This is a genomic window from Devosia polycyclovorans (genome assembly GCF_042181575.1).
GTDB lineage: Bacteria > Pseudomonadota > Alphaproteobacteria > Rhizobiales > Devosiaceae > Devosia > Devosia polycyclovorans.
The window spans coordinates 1,724,398-1,743,289 of record NZ_CP170082.1; the positions used below are offsets into that span (position 1 = coordinate 1,724,398).

Consider the following 18,892-nt stretch of genomic DNA (forward strand, 5'->3'; position numbering starts at 1 on the left):
TTTAACCTTGCCGGCGAGAACGTCCATTTTGATGTCTCCTTAAGCGCGCTTTTCGAGGCGCGAACGCAGGAAGATGGCGATGGCGTTGAGCAGGAGCATGAGCCCCAGCAGCACGATGATGGCCGCGGATGTCCTCGCCTCGAAGAAATTGCGATTTTCGTTACCCTGCCAGAGATAGATCTGCACCGGAAGGGCTGTGGCCGAGTCCAGGGGACCTGCCGGAATATTGGCGATGAACGCACTCATGCCGATGAGCAGCAGGGGCGCGGTTTCGCCAAGAGCCTGGGCTACGCCGATGATCGTCGCTGTCAGGACGCCCGGATAGGTCATGGGCAGGACGTGGTGGAACACCGTCTGGTTGTGCGAGGCGCCCAGGCCGAGGGCGGCCTGACGCAGCGATGGCGGCACGGCGCGCAGGGCGGCGCGGGTGGCGATGATAATGGTGGGCAGGGTCATCAGGGTCAGCACCAGACCACCCACCAACGGGGCGGATCGGGGCAGGCCCAGATAGTTGATGAAGACGGCGGCGCCGAGCAGGCCGAAGACGATGGAGGGGACGGCTGCCAGATTGTTGATGTTGACCTCGATCAGGTCGGTCAGGCGGTTCTTGGGCGCGAACTCCTCGAGGTAGACTGCGCTGGCCACGCCGATCGGAACCGCCAGAACAATCACCACCAGCATCATGTAAAGCGAACCCATAAAGGCGCCAGCGAGGCCAGCCGTGGCCGGAGCAGAGCGGCTGTCGACATTGGTAAAGATGTGCCAGGCGAAATCGAAGGTTATGGTGCCGTCGGCTTCAAACCGGTCGGCCAGGGCGCGGGTTGTGGCAGCCAATTGCTGGCGTTCATCGGCTGCATTGCGATTGATAGTTCCCTTGAGCCAGTTGTCGGTATTGGCTGACGCCAGAAGGGAGACGGGCACGGTCTGGCCAAGCACATCCGAATTGGCGAAGTACATGTCGCGCAACTGGAAGCGGGCGGCCGAGGTGACCAGCTCGAGCAGGTCGCGGCTGTCGATTTCGACATCGGGCGCCTTGGCGCGCAATGCCGTCTCGACAATCCGGTTCCAGTTCGACAGCGTCACGGCGCGCTGCCACTGGTTCACGGCCTGCTGATAGTCAGCCTGAGACGGAAAGTCCGCCAGTTCGGGGCGCGGGCCGCCTTCGATCAGTTCAGGATCGAAGAAGGCCTCGACGTGGACGGTCGACTGCCAGAAGGACGGCAGGCCCTTGGACAGGATCATCCCGAAGAGAATGGCGACGAAGCCAAGGGCAGCGGCGATGGACAAAATGCCAGCCCAGCGGAACAGGGCTTCATTGCGATGGCGACGCGTCAGGCTCTTGCGAACCCGTTCGCGATTTTGCGCGCCAACGGCGGAGCCAGGGAGCACGGTATCAGTCATGGCTATTCGTATTGCTCCCTGAATTTGCGGACGATGTAAAGCGCCAGGACGTTGAGCAGCAGTGTCATGGCGAAGAGGGTGAGGCCCAGCGCAAAGGCGACCAGCGATTGCGGGCTGGTGAAGTCGGCGTCACCCGTAAGCTGGTTGACGATGCTGACGGTAACCGTCGAGGTCGGTTCCGCCGGATTGGCGCGCAACACCGGGCTATTGCCGGCGGCCAGCACCACGATCATGGTTTCGCCGATGGCGCGGCTGACGGCGAGCAGCACCGCGCCGACCACGCCGGGCAGGGCGGCGGGCAGCAGCACCTTGCGGATGGTTTCGGACTGGGTGGCACCCAGGCCCAGCGATCCGTCGCGCATGGTGCGCGGCACTTGGCCCAGAATGTCGTCGCTAAGCGAGGAGATGAAGGGGATGATCATGATGCCCATCACCACGCCGGCCGTGAGGGCGCTGGTGGCGCGAATGTTGATCCCCACGAGATCACCCAGGCCCGAGAGGAATGGGCCGACAGTAACCAAGGCAAAGAAGCCATAAACGATGGTGGGGATACCAGCCAGAATTTCAATGATCGGCTTGACCACACCGCGCACCCGCTCATGGGCATACTGCGAGAGATAAATCGCCGACATCAGACCGATGGGAACAGCGACCAACATGGCGATGATACTGATCATCACCGTGCCCCAGAGCAGCGGCAGCAGGCCATATTCACCGGCCGATCCAGAACCGGTGCTCTGGAAGCGCGGGTTCCAGGTGGTGCCGAAGAAGAAGTCGAGGGGATTGATGAAGCTGAAGAAGCGCAGCGCGTCGGAGAGGAGCGAGAGCACGATGCCAATCGTGGTCAGGATGGCCACGGTGGAACAGGCGATCAGCGCCAGGCGCACGAAAATTTCCACCTCCGAACGGGCGCGCAGGCGCGGTGCGATCCGGCGCTGAGCCCAGAACAAGCCGCCTGCGCCAAGGGCCGCGGCAGCGGCGATGACGCCAAGGAAGGAGAGTTGCTGGAAGGAGGCATAGGCACTGGCTGCAGAGGCCTCGGCTGGGGTCGGTTCGCCAATGACACCGTAGCCAGAAGCAATGGCCTGCACACGCGAGATGGCGGCCTGGACCTCGAATGGCTGCTGCTGCGCAACTTCCGCAGGTAGCTGCGCCAGAATGAAGCTATTGGTCGCGGACTGGCTGAACAGGGCCCACAGACCCAAAATGACAATGGCCGGCAGAATGGCAAAGAGCGCGGCCAGGACGCCATGATAGATTGGCCGCGAATGGAGCCGGGTGTCCTTGCCGTCGGCAAGCTTGCGGCTGCGCGACCAGCCGACCTGATAGGATACTGTCAGAAGTACCAGGAGCAGGCCTGCGATAACGAGGGCGTTCACGACGAAGCTATCCTTCCTGGTGTGCCGGGTTTGAAACCCTGGCGCGAATTTGGAATGCTTTTTGAAGGACCCCGGCCGGGCCGGGGTCCTTCTGAGAGCAGTACTGTTTAGCGGGTGTACTGTTCGGCGTTATTGAAGGCTTCGAGCTGGCCGGCGCGGAACTCGCTGGAAGCCGGAACCAGACCGGCAGCTTCCAGGGTGCCACCGGCACCGGCCATCTGCTCGGACAGGAAGAAGGCAACGTAGTCTTCGATACCCGGGATCACACCGATATGGGCGCCCTTGACGTAGAACTGCAGCGGACGCGAGACCGGATAGTCACCGGCCGCGATGGTGTCCAGGCTCGGCTCAACGCCCGAAACAGTGGCAACCTTGAGGGTATCGCGGTTCTGGTCGTAGAAGCTAAGACCGAACACGCCAACGGCTTCCGGGTTCGACTGGAGGCGAGCCAGAGTCTCGGTGTAGTCGCCGGCGATTTCGACAACGACGTCCTGACGCGGGGTCAGGCACGCGGCTTCCATGGCGTCTTCGTCCATTTCGGGCAGTTCAGCTGCTTCACAGCCGGCTTCCAGAACGCGCTGGTCGAAGACTTCGCGGGTGCCGTGGTTGGTGCCGGGGATGGCAACGAAGATGGCCTGATCGGGCAGCGAAGCGTCGATCTCGGACCAGTTGGCGTAGGGGTTGTCGACCATTTCGCCATCGACGGGGACCTGAGCGGCGATGGCCTTGTACAGGTGCACGGGCTCGAGAGCGAAGTCGCCCTGGTCGATGCCGGTGGCAAAGACGATGCCGTCATAGCCGAAGACGATTTCGCGCACGTCGGTCACGCCATTGCCGTGGCAGCTTTCCAGCTCGCTGGCGCTCATCTTGGAGGACGAGTTAGCGATGTCGAGCGTGGCTTCGCCCACACCTTCGCAGAGCTGGCGCTTGCCGCCGCCCGAACCACCACCGGCAACGTTCGGAGCCTTGTAGTCAGGGAACGCGTTGGCGAATTCTTCGGCAACGATCGAAGCGAAGGGCAGCACGGTCGAGGAGCCGGCGATCTGGATGGTGTCGCGCGACTGGGCGTAGGCAGCGGTGGTGCCAAACGCTGCAAGAGCGATAACGGCGGCACTGGCGTAGAGTGCGGTCTTCATGGAATGTCCCTTCCGGAATTCGTTTTCAAACATGGCCAGCCATTCGTTGGGCCGCCCTGTGACGCGGCAGACCATAGGAGTGCCCGGCGACGGTTTTATTGCATTTCAGTGACTGGTTTGTGACATCGCAACCAATTGGAAAATAACGGGGTATTTCCGCGTTGGTTTATCGGGGGCGCTGTTGCGGAGAGGCAGAATGACGGTCTGGAAAGGTCTCGGACGGAGACTCTGGCAGCGGTCACTGCGACGACCCTAATGGGGATCTGTGACAATTGTCGGACGGAAGGGGAGTGCTATTCACGAGCCAGTCTGCGGCTCCCAGTTCAGCGCAGAAGCGGGCGCACCTCGGCCTGGACCTTACGCATCAGTGGCAGGAAATGGGCGATCATGCGTGTGGTTGGTGCGCGGGCGACATGGGCGCCGATATTGATGGCGGCCACGACCTGGCCAATTGCGTTGTGCAGGGGCACAGCGATTGAGCACAGGCCCAGTTCGAGTTCCTGATCGATGACGGCAAAGCCCTGCGCTGCGATCACGGCCAGTTCAGTGGTAATCGTCGCAATGTCGGCCTTGGTCCGCGCGGTGTAGGCAACGATCTCGGAACGCTGGAGAATCGCCTTGGCCTCCTCGGCAGGCAGCGCGGCCAGGAGGGTTCGGCCCATCGAGGTGCAATAGGCGGGGAGGCGCGCGCCGGCGCCGAGATTGATGGACATAACGCGGCGGGTCGACGCGCGGGCGACATAGAGAATGTCCGTTCCTTCCAATACGGCCGCCGAGGTGCTTTCGCCGGTGGCGCGGGAGAGTTCTTCGAGGAACGGCTGGATCAACCGGGGCAGTGGTGTGGCAGCGAGATAGGAACGGCCCAGATTGAGCACGCGCGGGGTGAGTTGGAAGAACTTGCCGTCATAAGTGGCGTAGCCCAGATGCACCAGGGTCAGGAGGCACCGCCGCGCGGTGGCGCGTTCAAGGCCGGTGCGCAGGGCCACATCGGTAATGGACATGCGCGCATGGTCCTCGTCGAAACACTCGATCACCGAGAGTCCGCGCATCAGACCATGGATGATGTCTCCTTCCCGCATGGGCGCTTTCCGCTATCTGTTCGACTGGCGCACAGACTATCGCGGGGCAGCGTCGGAGGAAAGCGCTTGTGTGCGCAGACGTGGGCACGCAATCAGAGTTTGACAGCGGCCGCGACCCTGATATGACGCGGGCGGGGCCTATAGCTCAATGGTTAGAGCCGACCGCTCATAACGGTCTGGTTCCAGGTTCGAGTCCTGGTGGGCCCACCAATTCCCTCGATCGCTCCTCGAGCTCCGCTGCTGGTTGCCGCTGTTCGGGCATGTCCAAGACGTGGCGTGGAGCATAGGGGCACCCGGCCGCACAGACACTTGCATTTGTGGGGCCAGGGTCGTATCGGCTTTGCTACGGTCTGCAGTTCACCGAGGCGTCGCCGCCCCTGTTGGGGAGCTAAACCTGCCTATACGATTTTCGACACGCACACTCCCTGTGCCCGTCGCAAGCCGGCGACCAGTGACACCGCCTCGTTGGCGGGTTTGGGCACGCATGAGGATGCGCCATGTCGAGACAAGTCCACTCCCTTAACATTGCCGATCTGTCGGCTTTTGCCAAAGCGCTGCGCGAGCAAATCGCCAAGTCGGATGAGACGCCAAGCCATGTTGAGATGCTGAACATGCTGACGCGGTCGGCCGGCTTTCGCAATTACCAGCATTTCAAGGCTGCCAGTGCGGACCGACCACCGCAGGAGGTGGTTGACCTGACGCTGGTGGAGAAGGTGAGCCGCCATTTCGACCGGCAAGGTGTGCTCATGCGCTGGCCCTCCCGGAACAGTCTGCAGCCCTTTTGTCTCTGGGCGCTGTGGGCACGGATGGAGCCAGGGCGCGACTATACGGATCGGGAGAACACTGAATTGCTCAACGGGTTGGCCAGCTTTGGAGACCACGCATTGTTGCGGCGGGCCCTGGTCGATCTGGGCTATGTCGAGAGAACGCGGGATGGGCGCACCTACCGGCGCATAGAGCAGAAGCCGCCGCCCGAGCTTTCAGTTCTGCTCAAGCGGATCGGCCCTGTGGATGGTCAGACGCGCTTGTAGATCCGCTGCATCGCGACCCTGGAGACGAGATTGCCGAGAGCAACGGCCTGGTTTTTTTGAATAGCCGCCAGGCCATTGGCCAGCGCCGCCTGCTTCTGCGCAATTTCCAATGCTTCTGCCTTACGACCGCGCTGGTATTGCAGCCGGTCGTAGGGAGAGAGCTGATACATGTTGAAGCGCGTTATCTTGCCAGAATAGTTCATGGCCCCACGCTGCGCCCGGTTGATTTACAGTTGGTAAAGCGAGCTGGTTAACTTGCCTATGTTCGCGCTTTACTTAGATGGGGCGAACTAGCTGAAAAAGCGGCGCTCGCAGCGCGCTACGCAGTCTTGGAGATGCGCTGCATGGCCATCTTGGAGAACAGATTGCCCATTTCGACCGCCTTGTTGCTCTGGATCGAAGCGAAACTATTGGCCATGATGGCATTTTTCTGGGCGGTTTCGGCCGCGGCGGCGCGGCGCTCGCGCTGATACTGGATCCGCTCGTAAGGGGAGAGCTGATGCATGTTGTATCGGTTGATCTTGGTGCTGCCGTAGGCCATGCGGCAAGCTTGGCCGATTATGGTTAACCGGCGGTTAAATGGTTAGCAGACTGCTAACGTTGGTGGCCGCGTCAACTCAGTGCTGCGTAACCACAAGGCCAGCGGCGCCGGCCATCATCACACCCGCCGTCTTGTTCAGGCGCCCGAGGGCCTTTTCCGAGCGGAACATGTCGCGGGCGGCGGAGGCCAGCCAGGCATAGCCGCAGCCGATGATGAGGAGCACGATAACAACGATGGCAGTCAGCTCGACGAAGGCGACCGGGTTCATTTCGCCCAGCGGCACCACCGTGGGCAGGATGGCGAGGTAGAAGACGATGGTCTTGGGGTTGCCCATGGTCAGCGAGAAGCCGGCAAGGAATGTCTTCCAGCGACCTTCGTTCCTGGGCTTCATCTGCTCCGAGCCGGGGCGGGCGGTCCAGAATTTCCAGGCGATATAGAGCAGGTAGGCGGCGCCGGCCCAGCGGATGATGGTGAAGACCGGACCGAACCAGGTCGCGATGGCAGCCAGGCCGAAGACGGCGAAGAAGAAATAGACCAGATCGCCGGCCAGGATGCCCAGCACCATCGGAAAGGCACCTTTGAAGCCGCCGCCAAGGGCGCGCGCGACCACGGCAGCGACGCCGGGGCCGGGCACCAGCACGGCGATGGCATAGGCGATGGTAAAGGCTGAAAGGGTGAAAAGATCCATGGCGAAACGGTCCGGCTCGAGGGCGAGCGGACACTACGCCTCCGGTCGGGTTTTTGCCAGCCCCGGTTGACCCGCCGGCGATAGCGATTATCTTGTGCCCATCGCAACCTGACCGGACGGTTCCCAATGGATCGCATCCTCACAGCAATGCCGACCTGCTTTGCCCCTGAGGAATTGACGAACCATGCCTTCCGTGACGTTTTCGCGACTGACTTATTCCGGCCCTGACGGCCAAACCCTCTTTTCCAATCTCGACCTGACATTCGGCCCCGGACGGACCGGGCTGGTTGGCGGCAATGGCGTGGGCAAGACCACGTTGCTGCGTCTGATCGCAGGCGAGCTTACGGCCAGCTCAGGAACGGTTACTGTTGCCGGTCGAATTGGTGTGCTGCGCCAGTCGGTGCAACCGGCGGCGGACGAAACGGTTGCAGGCCTATTCGGCGTGCGGAGCAGCCTCGCATTGCTTGAGCGCGCGATGGCGGGCGAAGCGCATGCCGAGGAGCTGGCAGGGGCCGACTGGACGCTCGAGGCCCGACTCGGCGAGGCGCTGAGTGCACTGGAGCTCGAAGCCAGCCCGCAGACCCTCTTGTCGACGCTGTCCGGCGGGCAGCGGACGAGGGCCGCGCTTGCCGCGCTGGTCTTCGATGCGCCGGAGCTGATCCTCCTGGACGAACCGACCAACAATCTGGATGCGGAAGGCCGCGGGACGGTCGCGGAAATGCTGGAAAATTGGCGCGGCGCGGCGATCGTTGTCAGCCATGATCGGAACCTGCTCGAGCGCATGGATGCCATTGTCGAACTGACCAATGTTGGAGCCACGAGCTATGGGGGCAATTGGAGATTTTACCGCGAGCGCAAGGCACTGGAGTTATCCGCCGTGCAGCGCGAGTTGAGCCAGGCTGAGCGACAGGTACGGGATGCTGCCCGGGCAGCACAGTTGGCACGAGAGCGCCAGGACCGACGAGATGCGGGCGGACGGCGTAAGGCGGCCAAGGGCGATGCCCCCAAAATCCTGCTCGGTGCCATGAAGCGCCGGGCCGAGGCGACAGCGGGTGGTCTGGACCGGCTCGCGACCAAACAAGCGGATGCCGTGCACCTCCAGGCCGCCTCGGCTCGCGCAAAGGTAGAGGTGTTGACGCCCTTCGCTGTCAAGCTGGCCCCGAGCGGCCTGCCCGCAGGCAAGATCGTCCTGCGGGCCAGCGCCCTGACTGGCGGCCATGATCCGGATCGCCCCGTCATCGTGGAAAAGTCGCTGGAAATTATCGGCCCGGAACGGGTTGCGGTGACCGGACCGAACGGAGTGGGCAAGACCACGCTGCTCAACTTGCTGACCGGGGCTCTGACGCCGCTCGGTGGCGTTGTCGAGATCGGCGGTCCTTTGTCGGTCCTCGACCAGCAGGTGGGTCTGCTGCGCCGGGACGCGTCAATCTTGGACAATTTTCGAAGACTCAATCCAGACAGTTCGACCAATGACTGTCGGGCCGTTCTGGCGGCATTCAAGTTTCGCAACGACGCAGCGTTGCAAAGCGTCGGCAGCTTGAGCGGCGGCGAGGTGCTGCGAGCCGGCCTCGCCTGCGTCCTGGGTGGGAAGACCCCGCCGATGCTGCTGGCGCTTGATGAACCCACCAACCATTTGGACATCGATGCCATCGAGGTCGTTGAGGCTGGGCTGCGGGCCTATGACGGGGCCTTGCTGGTGATCAGCCACGACCGGGCATTTCTGGAGGCGATCGGCGTTACGCGCAAGATTGCGCTGGGGTAGAGTCGCCGGCGGAAACGGGCCCTGCGGACTAGGCGCAGGGCCCGTTCTCGCGCCGGACGGAAGGATTATCGCGGCAGCAAGACGTCGTCCACGACGTGGATCACGCCATTGGATTGATTGACATCGGCGATGGTCACCAGGGCCGCGCCGCCGGCTTCGTCATAGATATAAACGTGGGAGCCGCGGACTTCGGCAGTTAGAGCGTCACCGCTGACGGTCTGCATATTGTAGCGGCCGCCATTGGCGCGGGCGCGACTGACAAGATCTGCTGCGCTGAGCTTTCCAGCCACAACATGGGCGGTCAGGACCTTGACCAGCTGGTCCTTGTTTTCCTCCATCAGCAAAGTGTCTACAGTGCCATCGGGCAATTTTCCGAATGCGTCATTGGTCGGCGCAAACACGGTGAAAGGGCCTGGGCTCTGCAGGGTTTCCACCAAGCCGGCAGCCGTGACGGCAGCGACAAGCGTGGTGTGGTCGGCCGAGTTTACGGCGTTTTCGACGATGTTCTTATCTGCGAACATGGCGGCGCCACCAACCATCGGATTGTCCTGAGCAAAAGCGACGCTCGAGGCGAGGGCAAAAACGGCAGCGGCAATGGTGGCCTTGGCAATAGACATGACTTTTCTCCCTTTTGTGTCGACCGACGTGTCCTTGTCCGCCGGTCCAATCACAGGGAGCTACGCGAGGGTGGTTAGGACAGTTTCAGTCCCGACATAACGGTCGCGTGAAGTCAGGGCAGCCGGGCGAGACGCTCGGTCAGCAGCTTGTAAAAGCCATCCGCGTTTCCGGTGCGAAGCCAGGTGGCGTTATAGGCGCGGCCCGAGACGTGCCAGTAATCGCATACGGTCATGCCCATAGTCAGCTCGCTCGCCGTCTCGATCGTTACGTTGCAGTGGCGGCCTTGGAAGAGCTCGGGCTGGAGCAGATAGGCAATAACAGTCGGGTCATGCAGCGGGGCGCCCTCCCAGCCATATTTCTCAAGGTCGAAGGTCTCGGAGAAGGTCAGCATGGCGTGCACGGCGGCACCCGATTTGTTACCCAGTGCCTTGATCGCCTCAAGGCGGGCGGGGGTCGACTGGATCATGTGCGTGACATCGAGCGGCTGGATGGTGATTGGCGCACCACATCGCATGACCACGTCCGCGGCCTCAGGATCGACATAGATGTTGAATTCGGCCGCCGGGGTGATGTTGCCGACCTCGAAATAGGCCCCACCCATCATGACGATTTCCTGGATGCGGTCGGCAATGGCCGGCTGCTTGACCAGCGCCATGGCGATATTGGTCAAGGGCCCAAGCGTGCACAGAGTAATGGTCTTGGGCTCGGCGTTCATCAAGGCCTCGATGATGTAGTCGACGCCGTGCTGGTCCTGCAGCGGGATGGTCGGCTCGGGCAGATCGGGACCGTTAAGGCCGGTTTCCCCGTGCACATGCTCGGCGGTGACAAGATTGCGGCGCATCGGACGCGAGCAGCCGGCATAGACCGGTATATCGGTGCGTCCGGACAGCTCGACCACCTTGCGGGCGTTGATGGCATTCTGGGCCACGCCCACATTGCCCGCGACAGCGACAACGCCCAGTACGTCAAGTTCCTCCGGCGAAGCCAGCGCCATAAGGATGGCGACGGCATCGTCCTGGCCGGGGTCGGTGTCGATGATGATTTTGCGAGACATGGCAGGCTTTCGAAGACTCAGGGGTGTGATTTGGCGCGAGCTTACCCAAGCACTCCAGCGCGGTCGATGGATGAAACGGTCACGCCGGAACGAAAGCTGATGCGGACGCGTTTGTGGTCTGCCCCAAACCAGCGGAAATCCTGATGCGCCAACGCACTGCCGGCCTTGCTGCCGATATTGACCAGAGCCAGTTCGAGCGCATTCTGAACAATGCCGCGCGCCTGGCCATCGTTGGTATCGGTTTTGTCGTGCTGCTCGTGGCCCTGCAAACAGGCAAGGTGTTTCTGGCGCCTGTGACCCTGGCGATCGTGATAGGGCTGATGTTCGGCCCGGTGGCGGATCGCCTTGAAAACTGGGGAGTGCCGCCGGCGCTCTCGGCGGGGGTGGTCGTGCTGCTGCTGCTCGGTGTCATTGCGGGTTTTGGCGTGTTGTTCGCAGTGCCCTTGAGCGAGTGGGTCGCCCGCGCCCCTCTGCTCTGGGAGAAATTGCAGGTCCAACTGGCCAATCTCAAGGAGCCGCTCGAATCTATCGGGCAGTTCCAGGAGCAGGTCGCCTCCGCGTTGGGTACTAACGGCGCCATGTCGGTGCAGGTCGAAGATGCCAGTACCGTGACCGGCATGGCGCTACTGGCACCGGCCGTGCTCGCGCAGATCGCGATCTTTCTGGCAAGCCTCTATTTCTTTGTGGCAACGCGCGACCATATCCGAATCTCGGTGTTGTCCATGTGCGTCACCCGCCGCATGCGCTGGCGCACGGCGCATGTGTTTCGCGATGTGGAGCTGAAAGTCAGCCGATTTCTGCTGTCCGTGACCATGATCAATCTGTGCGTCGGCACGGCCGTGTCGATCGCCATGTGGGTCATCGGCATGCCATCGCCGCTGCTCTGGGGCGCGATGGCGGCTGTTCTCAACTATATCCCCTATGTGGGACAGGCGATCATGGTCACAGTCCTGCTGGCCGTGGGCCTCGGCACCCAGACGGAGCTGTTCCAGATTCTGTTGCCCGTAGCCTGCTATGCCGGGATCAATTTCGTCGAAGGGCAGATTTTCACGCCGCACTTCATCGGCCGTACCCTGACCCTCAATCCGTTCGTGATTTTCCTATCCATCACCTTCTGGATATGGGCATGGGGACCAGTCGGCGGGCTCGTCGCGGTGCCGACGTTGCTCATTGCCCAATCCATCATATCCCACGCATTGCCCAGCAAACCTGTGGCGCCGCGCCGTCCTGTTTGGCGAACCGTGCATATGAGCGATCGGGAGGTGTTGCTGGCCAATGCCGCCCAGGCGATTGCCGAGCAGCGACAGAACGAGGAAAACGAAAAGCGCACGCTTGAGCGCGAGAAGCTTCCTCAGGGCACCGGTCCCTCGGGTGTCGAGCCCACTGCGGGCTGATCGCTCCGCCCAGTGGCTTGACGGAGCCGCGCCGCCAAACCACTGTTCAGACCCAACACTATGAGGACGGGTCGAATGGCGGGTGAAGTAGCGGCACATGCGGCTGAGGCCGCCCATCACGGTCTCGATCTTGTGCCCGTTGTTGCCCTTCTGGCCGCCGGCGCCATCGCCGTACCCATCTTCAAGCGTATCGGGTTGGGCGCCGTGCTGGGCTATCTGGCGGCCGGTCTGCTGCTCGGGCCTTCAGGCATTGGTCTGATCTCCGACCCTGCATCTGTGCTGCATGCCGCCGAGCTTGGTGTGGTGCTGTTCCTGTTCATCATCGGGCTGGAGATGGAGCCGAACCGCCTCTGGGCCCTCAGACAACAAATCTTCGGGCTTGGGGTGTTGCAGGTGGCCGTGTCTGGTGCCCTGCTGACCGGGGTCGGTGTGCTGCTGGGGTTTGCACCACTGGTGTCCTTCGTGTTCGGCATGGGCTTTGTTCTGACCTCAACCGCCATTGTCATGCAAATCCTTGGTGAGCGTGGTGAAATGGCGACGCCAAGCGGGCAGAAAATGGTTTCTGTGCTGCTGCTCGAAGACCTCGCCATCGTGCCCTTGCTGGCCGTCGTCTCGCTGTTGGCCCCGTCGACAGATGATGTCAGCATGTTCACGCGACTGGTCTCGCTCGGCATTGCCGTGGGCGCCATTTTGCTGCTGATTTTCCTCGGGCGGCGGATCATGAATCCGTTCTTTTCGCTGCTCGCCCAATCCAGGGTGCGGGAGGTGATGACGGCGGCGGCGCTGCTGGTCGTATTGGGGGCCGCCCTGCTGTTCCAGGTCAGCGGGCTTTCCATGGCCATGGGGGCTTTCCTGGCCGGCGTACTGCTCTCAACCTCCACCTTCAAACATCAGCTCGAAGCCGATGTGGAGCCGTTCCGTGGCTTGCTGCTGGGGCTGTTTTTCCTGGCCGTCGGCATGTCGCTCGACCTGGCCGTGGTGGCTGAGAACTGGGGCATCATCGCCATCAGCGTTGTCGCCTATATGCTGGTCAAGGCGGTGGCGATCTACCTCATCGCGCGATTGCTCAAATCGGATCATGGCGAGGCGCTCGAGCGGGCGGTCCTGATGGGGCAGGGCGGTGAATTTGCCTTCGTGCTTTATACCACCGCTGCCTCGAGCGGGCTGATCGATGCACCGACCAATGCCATTTTCACGGCAACGGTCATTATCTCCATGGTCATTACGCCGTTTGCCATTATCGGCATGCGCTACCTGATGCCCAAGGCGACACAGTCCATGGATGGCGTCGAGGAAGTGTCCGAACTCAGTGCCAAGGTTCTGATCATCGGCTTCGGGCGGTTCGGGCAGATCGTCAGCCAGCCCTTGTTGGCGCTCCGCCACACGGTTTCCATCATCGACAATGACACGGACATGATCCGCGCGGCCGCGCAGATCGGGTTCAAGGTCTATTATGGCGATGGTACGCGGCTGGATATCCTGCGCGCTGCCGGGGCTTCGACGGCCGATCTGATTCTGGTTTGCACCGATCAGCGGGCACAAACCACGCGGATTGCCGAATTGCTGCGGGACGAATTCCCGCTGGCGCGGGTGATGGCACGCGCCTTCGACCGCTCACATGGCATCGAGCTGGTTCGCGCCGGGGTCGAGTTCCAGATGCGCGAAACCTTCGAATCGGCGATCGCCTTTGGTGGCGTCGCGGTGCGCATGCTGGGTGCCAGCGACGAAGAGGCCGACGAGGTGATCGAGGGCGTGCGCAGCCGCGACCGGCAGCGCTTCGAGCTGCAACTGGGCGGTGAGGATTGGCGCAATCTCACCCAGTTGCTGATCAGCAATGCAAGAGATCAGGCACGGGAAGGTGGCGTGTCGGTCGACGAGGCCGCGGCGGAAGCCGCTGCCAAGCAGTCTTCGCAACAAACGCAGGGCGGCTAAGCAACCATGCACACCGCGGGGGCTTTCCCCTGCATAAATTAAGTGCAACACTGCCCCTATTCTGAGGGGAACATCGCTATGAACTCTGGATTGCGACATGCCGCAAAAGCCGATCGTTTACGATGCGCCCACGCCCGAACCCCGTGCGATTACGGTTGAGGCCCTTCAGGCCGAGATCCTTGAAAAGCTGATCTATTCCGTCGGCAAGGACCCGATTGTTGCCCGGCCTCATGACTGGTTGCGTGCGACTATTCTGGCTGTTCGCGACCGGATCATGGACCGCTGGATGGAAAGTTCGCGGGATACCTGGCGAACCTCAAACAAGCGCGTCTACTATCTCAGCCTCGAATTCCTGATCGGCCGGCTCATGCGTGATGCGATGAGCAATGTGGGCCTGATGGAGCCGGTTGCCGAAGCCCTCAAGAATCTTGATGTCGAGCTGGGTGACCTGATCAATCTCGAGCCCGATGCGGCGTTGGGGAATGGTGGTCTGGGGCGCTTGGCCGCGTGCTTCCTTGAATCCATGTCTTCGGTGAAGATCCCCGCCTATGGCTACGGCATCCGCTATGTGCACGGGCTGTTCCGCCAGGAAATGAGCGAGGGCTGGCAGGTCGAGCTGCCCGAAGAGTGGCTGGCGCACGGCAATCCCTGGGAGTTCGAGCGTCGCGAAAGCGCCTACGAAGTCGGGTTTGGCGGCCATGTCGAGCCGGTAACCGACCCGGACGGCGAGGTGCGCCAGGAATGGCGGCCCAATGAACATCTGCTGGCTGTGGCCTATGATACCCCGATCGTGGGTTGGCGCGGCGCTCGGGTGAATACGCTCAGGCTCTGGAGCGCGCAGCCGATCGATCCGATCCTGCTCGACAAGTTCAATTCCGGCGACCATATCGGCGCGCTGGAAGAAAGCGCCAAGGCAGAAGCCATTACCCGTGTGCTTTACCCAGCCGATTCGACCGCTGCCGGGCAGGAATTGCGCCTCAGGCAGGAGTTCTTCTTCTCCTCCGCTTCGCTTCAGGACATCGTTCGCCGGCACCTTCAGCAATATGGCGACTTGGGCTCGCTGGCGGACAAGGTCGCCATCCAGCTCAATGACACCCATCCAGCCATTTCGGTGGCCGAGCTGATGCGCATCCTGGTCGACGACCACGGGATCAAATGGGCCAAGGCCTGGAAAATCACCAAGGGCACGTTCGGCTATACCAACCATACGCTGTTGCCCGAAGCGCTGGAAAGTTGGCCGGTGGCGCTCCTGGAGCGCTTGCTGCCGAGGCACATGCAGATCGTCTACCAGATCAATGCCGATGTTCTGACCGAAGCGCGCAACAAGGCGAAATTCTCCGATCAGCAGATCGCCAATGTGTCGCTGATCGACGAGCATGGCGGCCGGCGTGTCCGCATGGGGCAGTTGGCCTTTGTGGGGTCGCATTCGATCAATGGCGTGTCGGCGCTTCATACGGAACTGATGAAGCAGACTGTGTTTGCGGACCTCCACAAGCTCTATCCCGAGCGCATCAACAACAAGACGAACGGCATCACGCCGCGGCGCTGGCTAATGCAGTGCAATCCCACGCTGACGCGGCTGATCTCGGACCGGATCGGACCCGAATTCCTCGACGATATCGACAAGTTGCACCAACTCGCTCCGCATGCCGAGGATCCGAGCTTCCAGAAGCAGTTTGCCGCGGTGAAGCTGGGCAACAAGAAGAAGCTGGCGAAGCTAATCAAGGATCGACTGAACATCACCGTCTCGCCTGACGCCATGTTCGATGTGCAGATCAAGCGCATCCACGAATACAAGCGGCAATTGCTCAACATCATTCACGCCGTCGCACTTTACGATGAAATTCGCGCCCACCCTGAGAAGGAGTGGGTGCCACGGGTGAAGATTTTCGCGGGTAAGGCGGCTCCCAGCTATTGGAACGCCAAGCTGATCATCAAGCTGATCAACGACGTGGCGCGGGTGATCAACAATGATCCGGCGGTGCGTGGTCTGCTCAAGGTGGTTTTCCTGCCCAACTATAATGTGAGCCTGGCCGAGGTCATTGTCCCGGCAGCGGACCTCAGTGAACAGATTTCTACCGCCGGTATGGAAGCCTCGGGCACCGGCAATATGAAGTTCATGGCCAATGGCGCGATCACCATCGGCACCATGGATGGAGCCAATGTCGAAATGCACAAGGAAGTGGGCAACGACAATATCGTCATCTTTGGTTTGACCACGGATGAAGTCGAAGACAAGCGGGCCCGCTCGGAAGTTCCGCGTGCGGCAATCGACGGGTCGCAACGGCTGCGTGAGGCACTGGATTCCATAGCAACTGGTGTCTTTTCGCCGGACGATCCGCACCGCTATCGCGACCTGATTGGCGGGCTCTATGATCATGACTGGTTCATGGTGGCCAGGGATTTCGACGCCTATGTCGCCGCGCAGACCAAGGTCGACAAGATTTGGCAGGACAAGAAGAAGTGGACCGCCATGGCGATCCGTAACACGGCCAGCGTAGGCTTTTTCTCGTCGGACAGGACGATCCGGCAATATGCAGAAGATATCTGGGGCGTTGAGACGGCCTAGAGCACAAGTGTGTGCGCAAGCGCCTGACGCAAGATCAGGATTGCGTACTGGACAATTGTTGGGTCGGCGATGACACGCAGACCAGTGGGGGAGCGTGAGTGTGAACGTGAGCAGGGAAAGCTGGCAGGCAGACGAGCGGGAAGTCGAGGCTATCGTGGCGGGCCGCCACAGTAACGCCTTTGCGTTTCTGGGCCTGCATGAGGTGGCTGGGCACTGGGTGCTGCGCGCCTTCGTTCCCCATGCCGATACGCTCAATGCCTTTACGCTCGATGGCGAGCCACTGGGCCATATGATCCCCCGCCACGGAGGGGGATTTTTCGAGGCCAAGGTGAATATCAAGGCGCACCAGCCCATTCGCTATGAGGCGAAGAATGCCGGTGGCAGCTGGACCGTCTATGACCCCTATTCGTTCGGGCCGGTACTGGGGCCGATGGACGATTATTACATCGGCGAGGGCAGCCATTTGCGGCTGTTCGACAAGATGGGCGCCCACGAAATGGAGTTCGAGGGCATCCACGGCACCCACTTCGCGGTCTGGGCGCCCAATGCGCAGCGCGTGTCGGTTGTCGGACCCTGGAATGACTGGGACGGCCGGCGGCACCCGATGCGCAATCGGCAAGGCATTTGGGAAGTGTTCATTCCGGTGCTGGGGACGGGCACGATCTACAAGTATGAGATTGTCGGAGCCAATGGGCAGGTGCTGCCCCTGAAGGCTGATCCATTTGCGCGCCAGGCCGAACTGCGTCCGCGCAACGCCTCGGTGGTGCCTGACCCGACCCCGTTCACCTGGACCGACCAGAAATACATGGAAGAGCGCGCAACGCGCGATTGGCGCCGCACGCCGATGTCCATCTATGAAGTGCATCTAGGGAGCTGGCGGCGGCGCCCTGATGGCAACTTCATGAGCTATGACCAGCTCGCTGAGCAGCTGGTGCCCTATGCCGCAGACATGGGCTACACCCATCTCGAATTTCTGCCTGTTTCCGAGCACCCTTTTGACCCCAGCTGGGGCTATCAGCCCACCGGGCTCTACGCGCCCACTGCGCGTTTTGGTGATCCTGCCGGGTTTGCTCGGCTGGTGAACGCGGCGCACGAGGCGGGCCTCGGAGTGATCCTCGATTGGGTGCCGGCGCATTTCCCGACCGATGAGTTCGGGCTTTCGCACTTTGATGGCACTGCGCTTTACGAACACGAAGATCCGCGCCAGGGTTTTCACCCGGACTGGAACACGGCGATCTACAATTTCGGGCGCAAGGAAGTCTCCGCTTTCCTCACCAACAACGCGCTCTATTGGTTTGAGCAGTTCCATGTCGATGGGTTACGCGTCGATGCGGTGGCCTCCATGCTTTATCTCGACTATTCGCGCCAGGCGGGCGAGTGGGTGCCCAACCAGCATGGCGGCAACCAGAATCTGGAAGCCGTGGCCTTCCTGCAGCGCGTCAATGCGGAGGTCTACAAGAATTTCCCGGGTGCCTTCATGATCGCCGAGGAATCCACGTCCTGGCCGGGCGTCAGCGCGCCAACATATGCGGGCGGGCTGGGCTTCGGGTTCAAATGGAACATGGGCTTCATGAACGACACGCTGCGCTTTATGAGCCGGGAACCAGTGCATCGACGGTTCCACCACAACGACATGACCTTTGGTATGGTCTACGCGTTTTCGGAGAATTTCGTGCTGCCGCTAAGCCATGACGAAGTGGTGCATGGCAAAGGCGCGCTGCTCTCGAAAATGCCGGGCGATGACTGGCAGCAATTTGCCAATCTGCGCGCCTACTTGGCCTTTATGTGGGGCCATCCAGGCAAGAAGCTCTTGTTCATGGGCCAGGAGTTTGCCCAGCGCGAAGAATGGAGCGAAAGCCGGGGGCTCGACTGGTGGTTGCTCGATTCCCCGCCACATGAAGGCATGCGCCGATTGGTTGCCGATCTCAACGCAGCCTATCGCAGCCTGCCGGCCCTCCATGAGCGCGATTGTGAGCCGGAGGGATTTGAATGGGTGATCGGCAATGATCAGGCCAATTCAGTGCTTGCCTGGATCCGCCAGGCACCCGATGCCGATCCGGTCCTGGTGATCTCAAATTTCACGCCAGTGCCACGCAGTCATTACAAAGTGCCCCTGCCCAAGGCCGGGCGCTGGGTTGAGCGGATCAACACTGATGCCGGTTGGTATTCTGGCGGGAACACAGGCAATCACGGTGCCGTTATCGCCGAGCCTGTCGAGGGACAGTATTGGCCGGCAGAAGCGGAAATCTACCTGCCGCCATTGGCGACGCTGTTTTTGAAGTATGAGCCGGCATAAGGCGGCTCGGTT

At 61.5% G+C, this 18,892-nt stretch carries 15 protein-coding genes and 1 tRNA gene; 7 read left to right on the forward strand and 9 right to left on the reverse strand.

Annotated features, from left to right (window positions below; translation table 11 throughout):
* Positions 1–39 precede the first annotated feature (39 nt).
* The 4 genes from pstA to ACE4RL_RS08710 all read right to left on the reverse strand — a co-directional run bounded on the left by pstA (position 40) and on the right by ACE4RL_RS08710 (position 4,995).
* Complete coding sequence (gene pstA / locus ACE4RL_RS08695) at positions 40–1,401, reverse strand: phosphate ABC transporter permease PstA (RefSeq protein ID WP_375600100.1); 1,362 nt, start codon at positions 1,399–1,401, stop codon at positions 40–42.
* Positions 1,402–1,403: 2 nt separating this feature from the next.
* On the reverse strand, positions 1,404–2,780 hold the full coding sequence (pstC, locus tag ACE4RL_RS08700) for a phosphate ABC transporter permease subunit PstC (RefSeq protein WP_375600101.1): 1,377 nt from the start codon (positions 2,778–2,780) through the stop codon (positions 1,404–1,406).
* A gap of 107 nt (positions 2,781–2,887) precedes the next feature.
* A complete protein-coding gene (locus tag ACE4RL_RS08705) occupies positions 2,888–3,916 on the reverse strand; it encodes a PstS family phosphate ABC transporter substrate-binding protein (RefSeq protein ID WP_375600102.1) in 1,029 nt (342 codons plus the stop codon).
* A gap of 323 nt (positions 3,917–4,239) precedes the next feature.
* Positions 4,240–4,995 carry an IclR family transcriptional regulator C-terminal domain-containing protein gene (locus ACE4RL_RS08710; protein ID WP_375600103.1) on the reverse strand — a complete coding sequence of 252 codons (756 nt, stop codon included), beginning with the start codon at positions 4,993–4,995 and terminating at the stop codon, positions 4,240–4,242.
* A 134-nt stretch (positions 4,996–5,129) separates the two neighbouring features.
* Between ACE4RL_RS08710 and ACE4RL_RS08715 the strand changes: the two genes are divergently transcribed.
* Together ACE4RL_RS08715 and ACE4RL_RS08720 are read left to right on the forward strand one after the other, a co-directional pair.
* Positions 5,130–5,205: transfer RNA gene (locus ACE4RL_RS08715), tRNA-Ile, on the forward strand.
* 287 nt (positions 5,206–5,492) lie between these two features.
* Complete coding sequence (locus ACE4RL_RS08720; protein WP_375600104.1) at positions 5,493–6,026, forward strand: DUF2087 domain-containing protein; 534 nt, start codon at positions 5,493–5,495, stop codon at positions 6,024–6,026.
* Here ACE4RL_RS08720 and ACE4RL_RS08725 read toward each other — a convergent pair.
* The 3 genes from ACE4RL_RS08725 to ACE4RL_RS08735 form a co-directional block, all read right to left on the reverse strand.
* Positions 6,011–6,229, reverse strand: a complete 219-nt coding sequence (locus ACE4RL_RS08725; protein ID WP_375600105.1) for a hypothetical protein — start codon at positions 6,227–6,229, stop codon at positions 6,011–6,013. The two genes, ACE4RL_RS08720 and ACE4RL_RS08725, sit on opposite strands and share 16 nt — an antisense overlap.
* A 116-nt stretch (positions 6,230–6,345) precedes the next feature.
* Positions 6,346–6,567, reverse strand: a complete 222-nt coding sequence (locus ACE4RL_RS08730) for a hypothetical protein (protein WP_375600106.1) — start codon at positions 6,565–6,567, stop codon at positions 6,346–6,348.
* 76 nt (positions 6,568–6,643) lie between these two features.
* The gene (locus ACE4RL_RS08735) at positions 6,644–7,255 is read right to left on the reverse strand and encodes a LysE family translocator (protein ID WP_375600107.1); all 612 of its coding nucleotides are present in this window, start codon (positions 7,253–7,255) and stop codon (positions 6,644–6,646) included.
* Between the two features lie 184 nt (positions 7,256–7,439).
* Between ACE4RL_RS08735 and ACE4RL_RS08740 the strand changes: the two genes are divergently transcribed.
* Positions 7,440–9,017 (forward strand): ABC-F family ATP-binding cassette domain-containing protein, encoded by a 1,578-nt coding sequence (locus ACE4RL_RS08740; RefSeq protein ID WP_375600108.1) that lies wholly within the window; start codon positions 7,440–7,442, stop codon positions 9,015–9,017.
* A 65-nt stretch (positions 9,018–9,082) separates the two neighbouring features.
* On the opposite strand, the gene ACE4RL_RS08745 is transcribed toward ACE4RL_RS08740, so the two are convergent.
* Positions 9,083–9,634, reverse strand: coding sequence for a fasciclin domain-containing protein (locus ACE4RL_RS08745; protein ID WP_375600109.1), 552 nt, complete (start codon positions 9,632–9,634; stop codon positions 9,083–9,085).
* A gap of 113 nt (positions 9,635–9,747) precedes the next feature.
* Entirely contained in the window at positions 9,748–10,689 is a 942-nt protein-coding gene (locus ACE4RL_RS08750; RefSeq protein WP_375600110.1) for a nucleoside hydrolase, read from the reverse strand.
* 143 nt (positions 10,690–10,832) lie between these two features.
* On the opposite strand from ACE4RL_RS08750, the gene ACE4RL_RS08755 reads away from it, so the two are divergent.
* From ACE4RL_RS08755 to glgB, 4 genes are all read left to right on the forward strand, one after another.
* The gene (locus tag ACE4RL_RS08755; protein ID WP_375600111.1) at positions 10,833–12,083 is read left to right on the forward strand and encodes an AI-2E family transporter; all 1,251 of its coding nucleotides are present in this window, start codon (positions 10,833–10,835) and stop codon (positions 12,081–12,083) included.
* 75 nt (positions 12,084–12,158) lie between these two features.
* Positions 12,159–14,015, forward strand: a complete 1,857-nt coding sequence (locus ACE4RL_RS08760; RefSeq protein ID WP_375600112.1) for a monovalent cation:proton antiporter-2 (CPA2) family protein — start codon at positions 12,159–12,161, stop codon at positions 14,013–14,015.
* A 97-nt stretch (positions 14,016–14,112) separates the two neighbouring features.
* On the forward strand, positions 14,113–16,584 hold the full coding sequence (locus tag ACE4RL_RS08765) for a glycogen/starch/alpha-glucan phosphorylase (protein WP_375600113.1): 2,472 nt from the start codon (positions 14,113–14,115) through the stop codon (positions 16,582–16,584).
* 100 nt (positions 16,585–16,684) lie between these two features.
* Positions 16,685–18,880, forward strand: coding sequence for a 1,4-alpha-glucan branching protein GlgB (glgB, locus tag ACE4RL_RS08770; protein ID WP_375600114.1), 2,196 nt, complete (start codon positions 16,685–16,687; stop codon positions 18,878–18,880).
* The last annotated feature ends 12 nt before the right edge of the window (positions 18,881–18,892 follow it).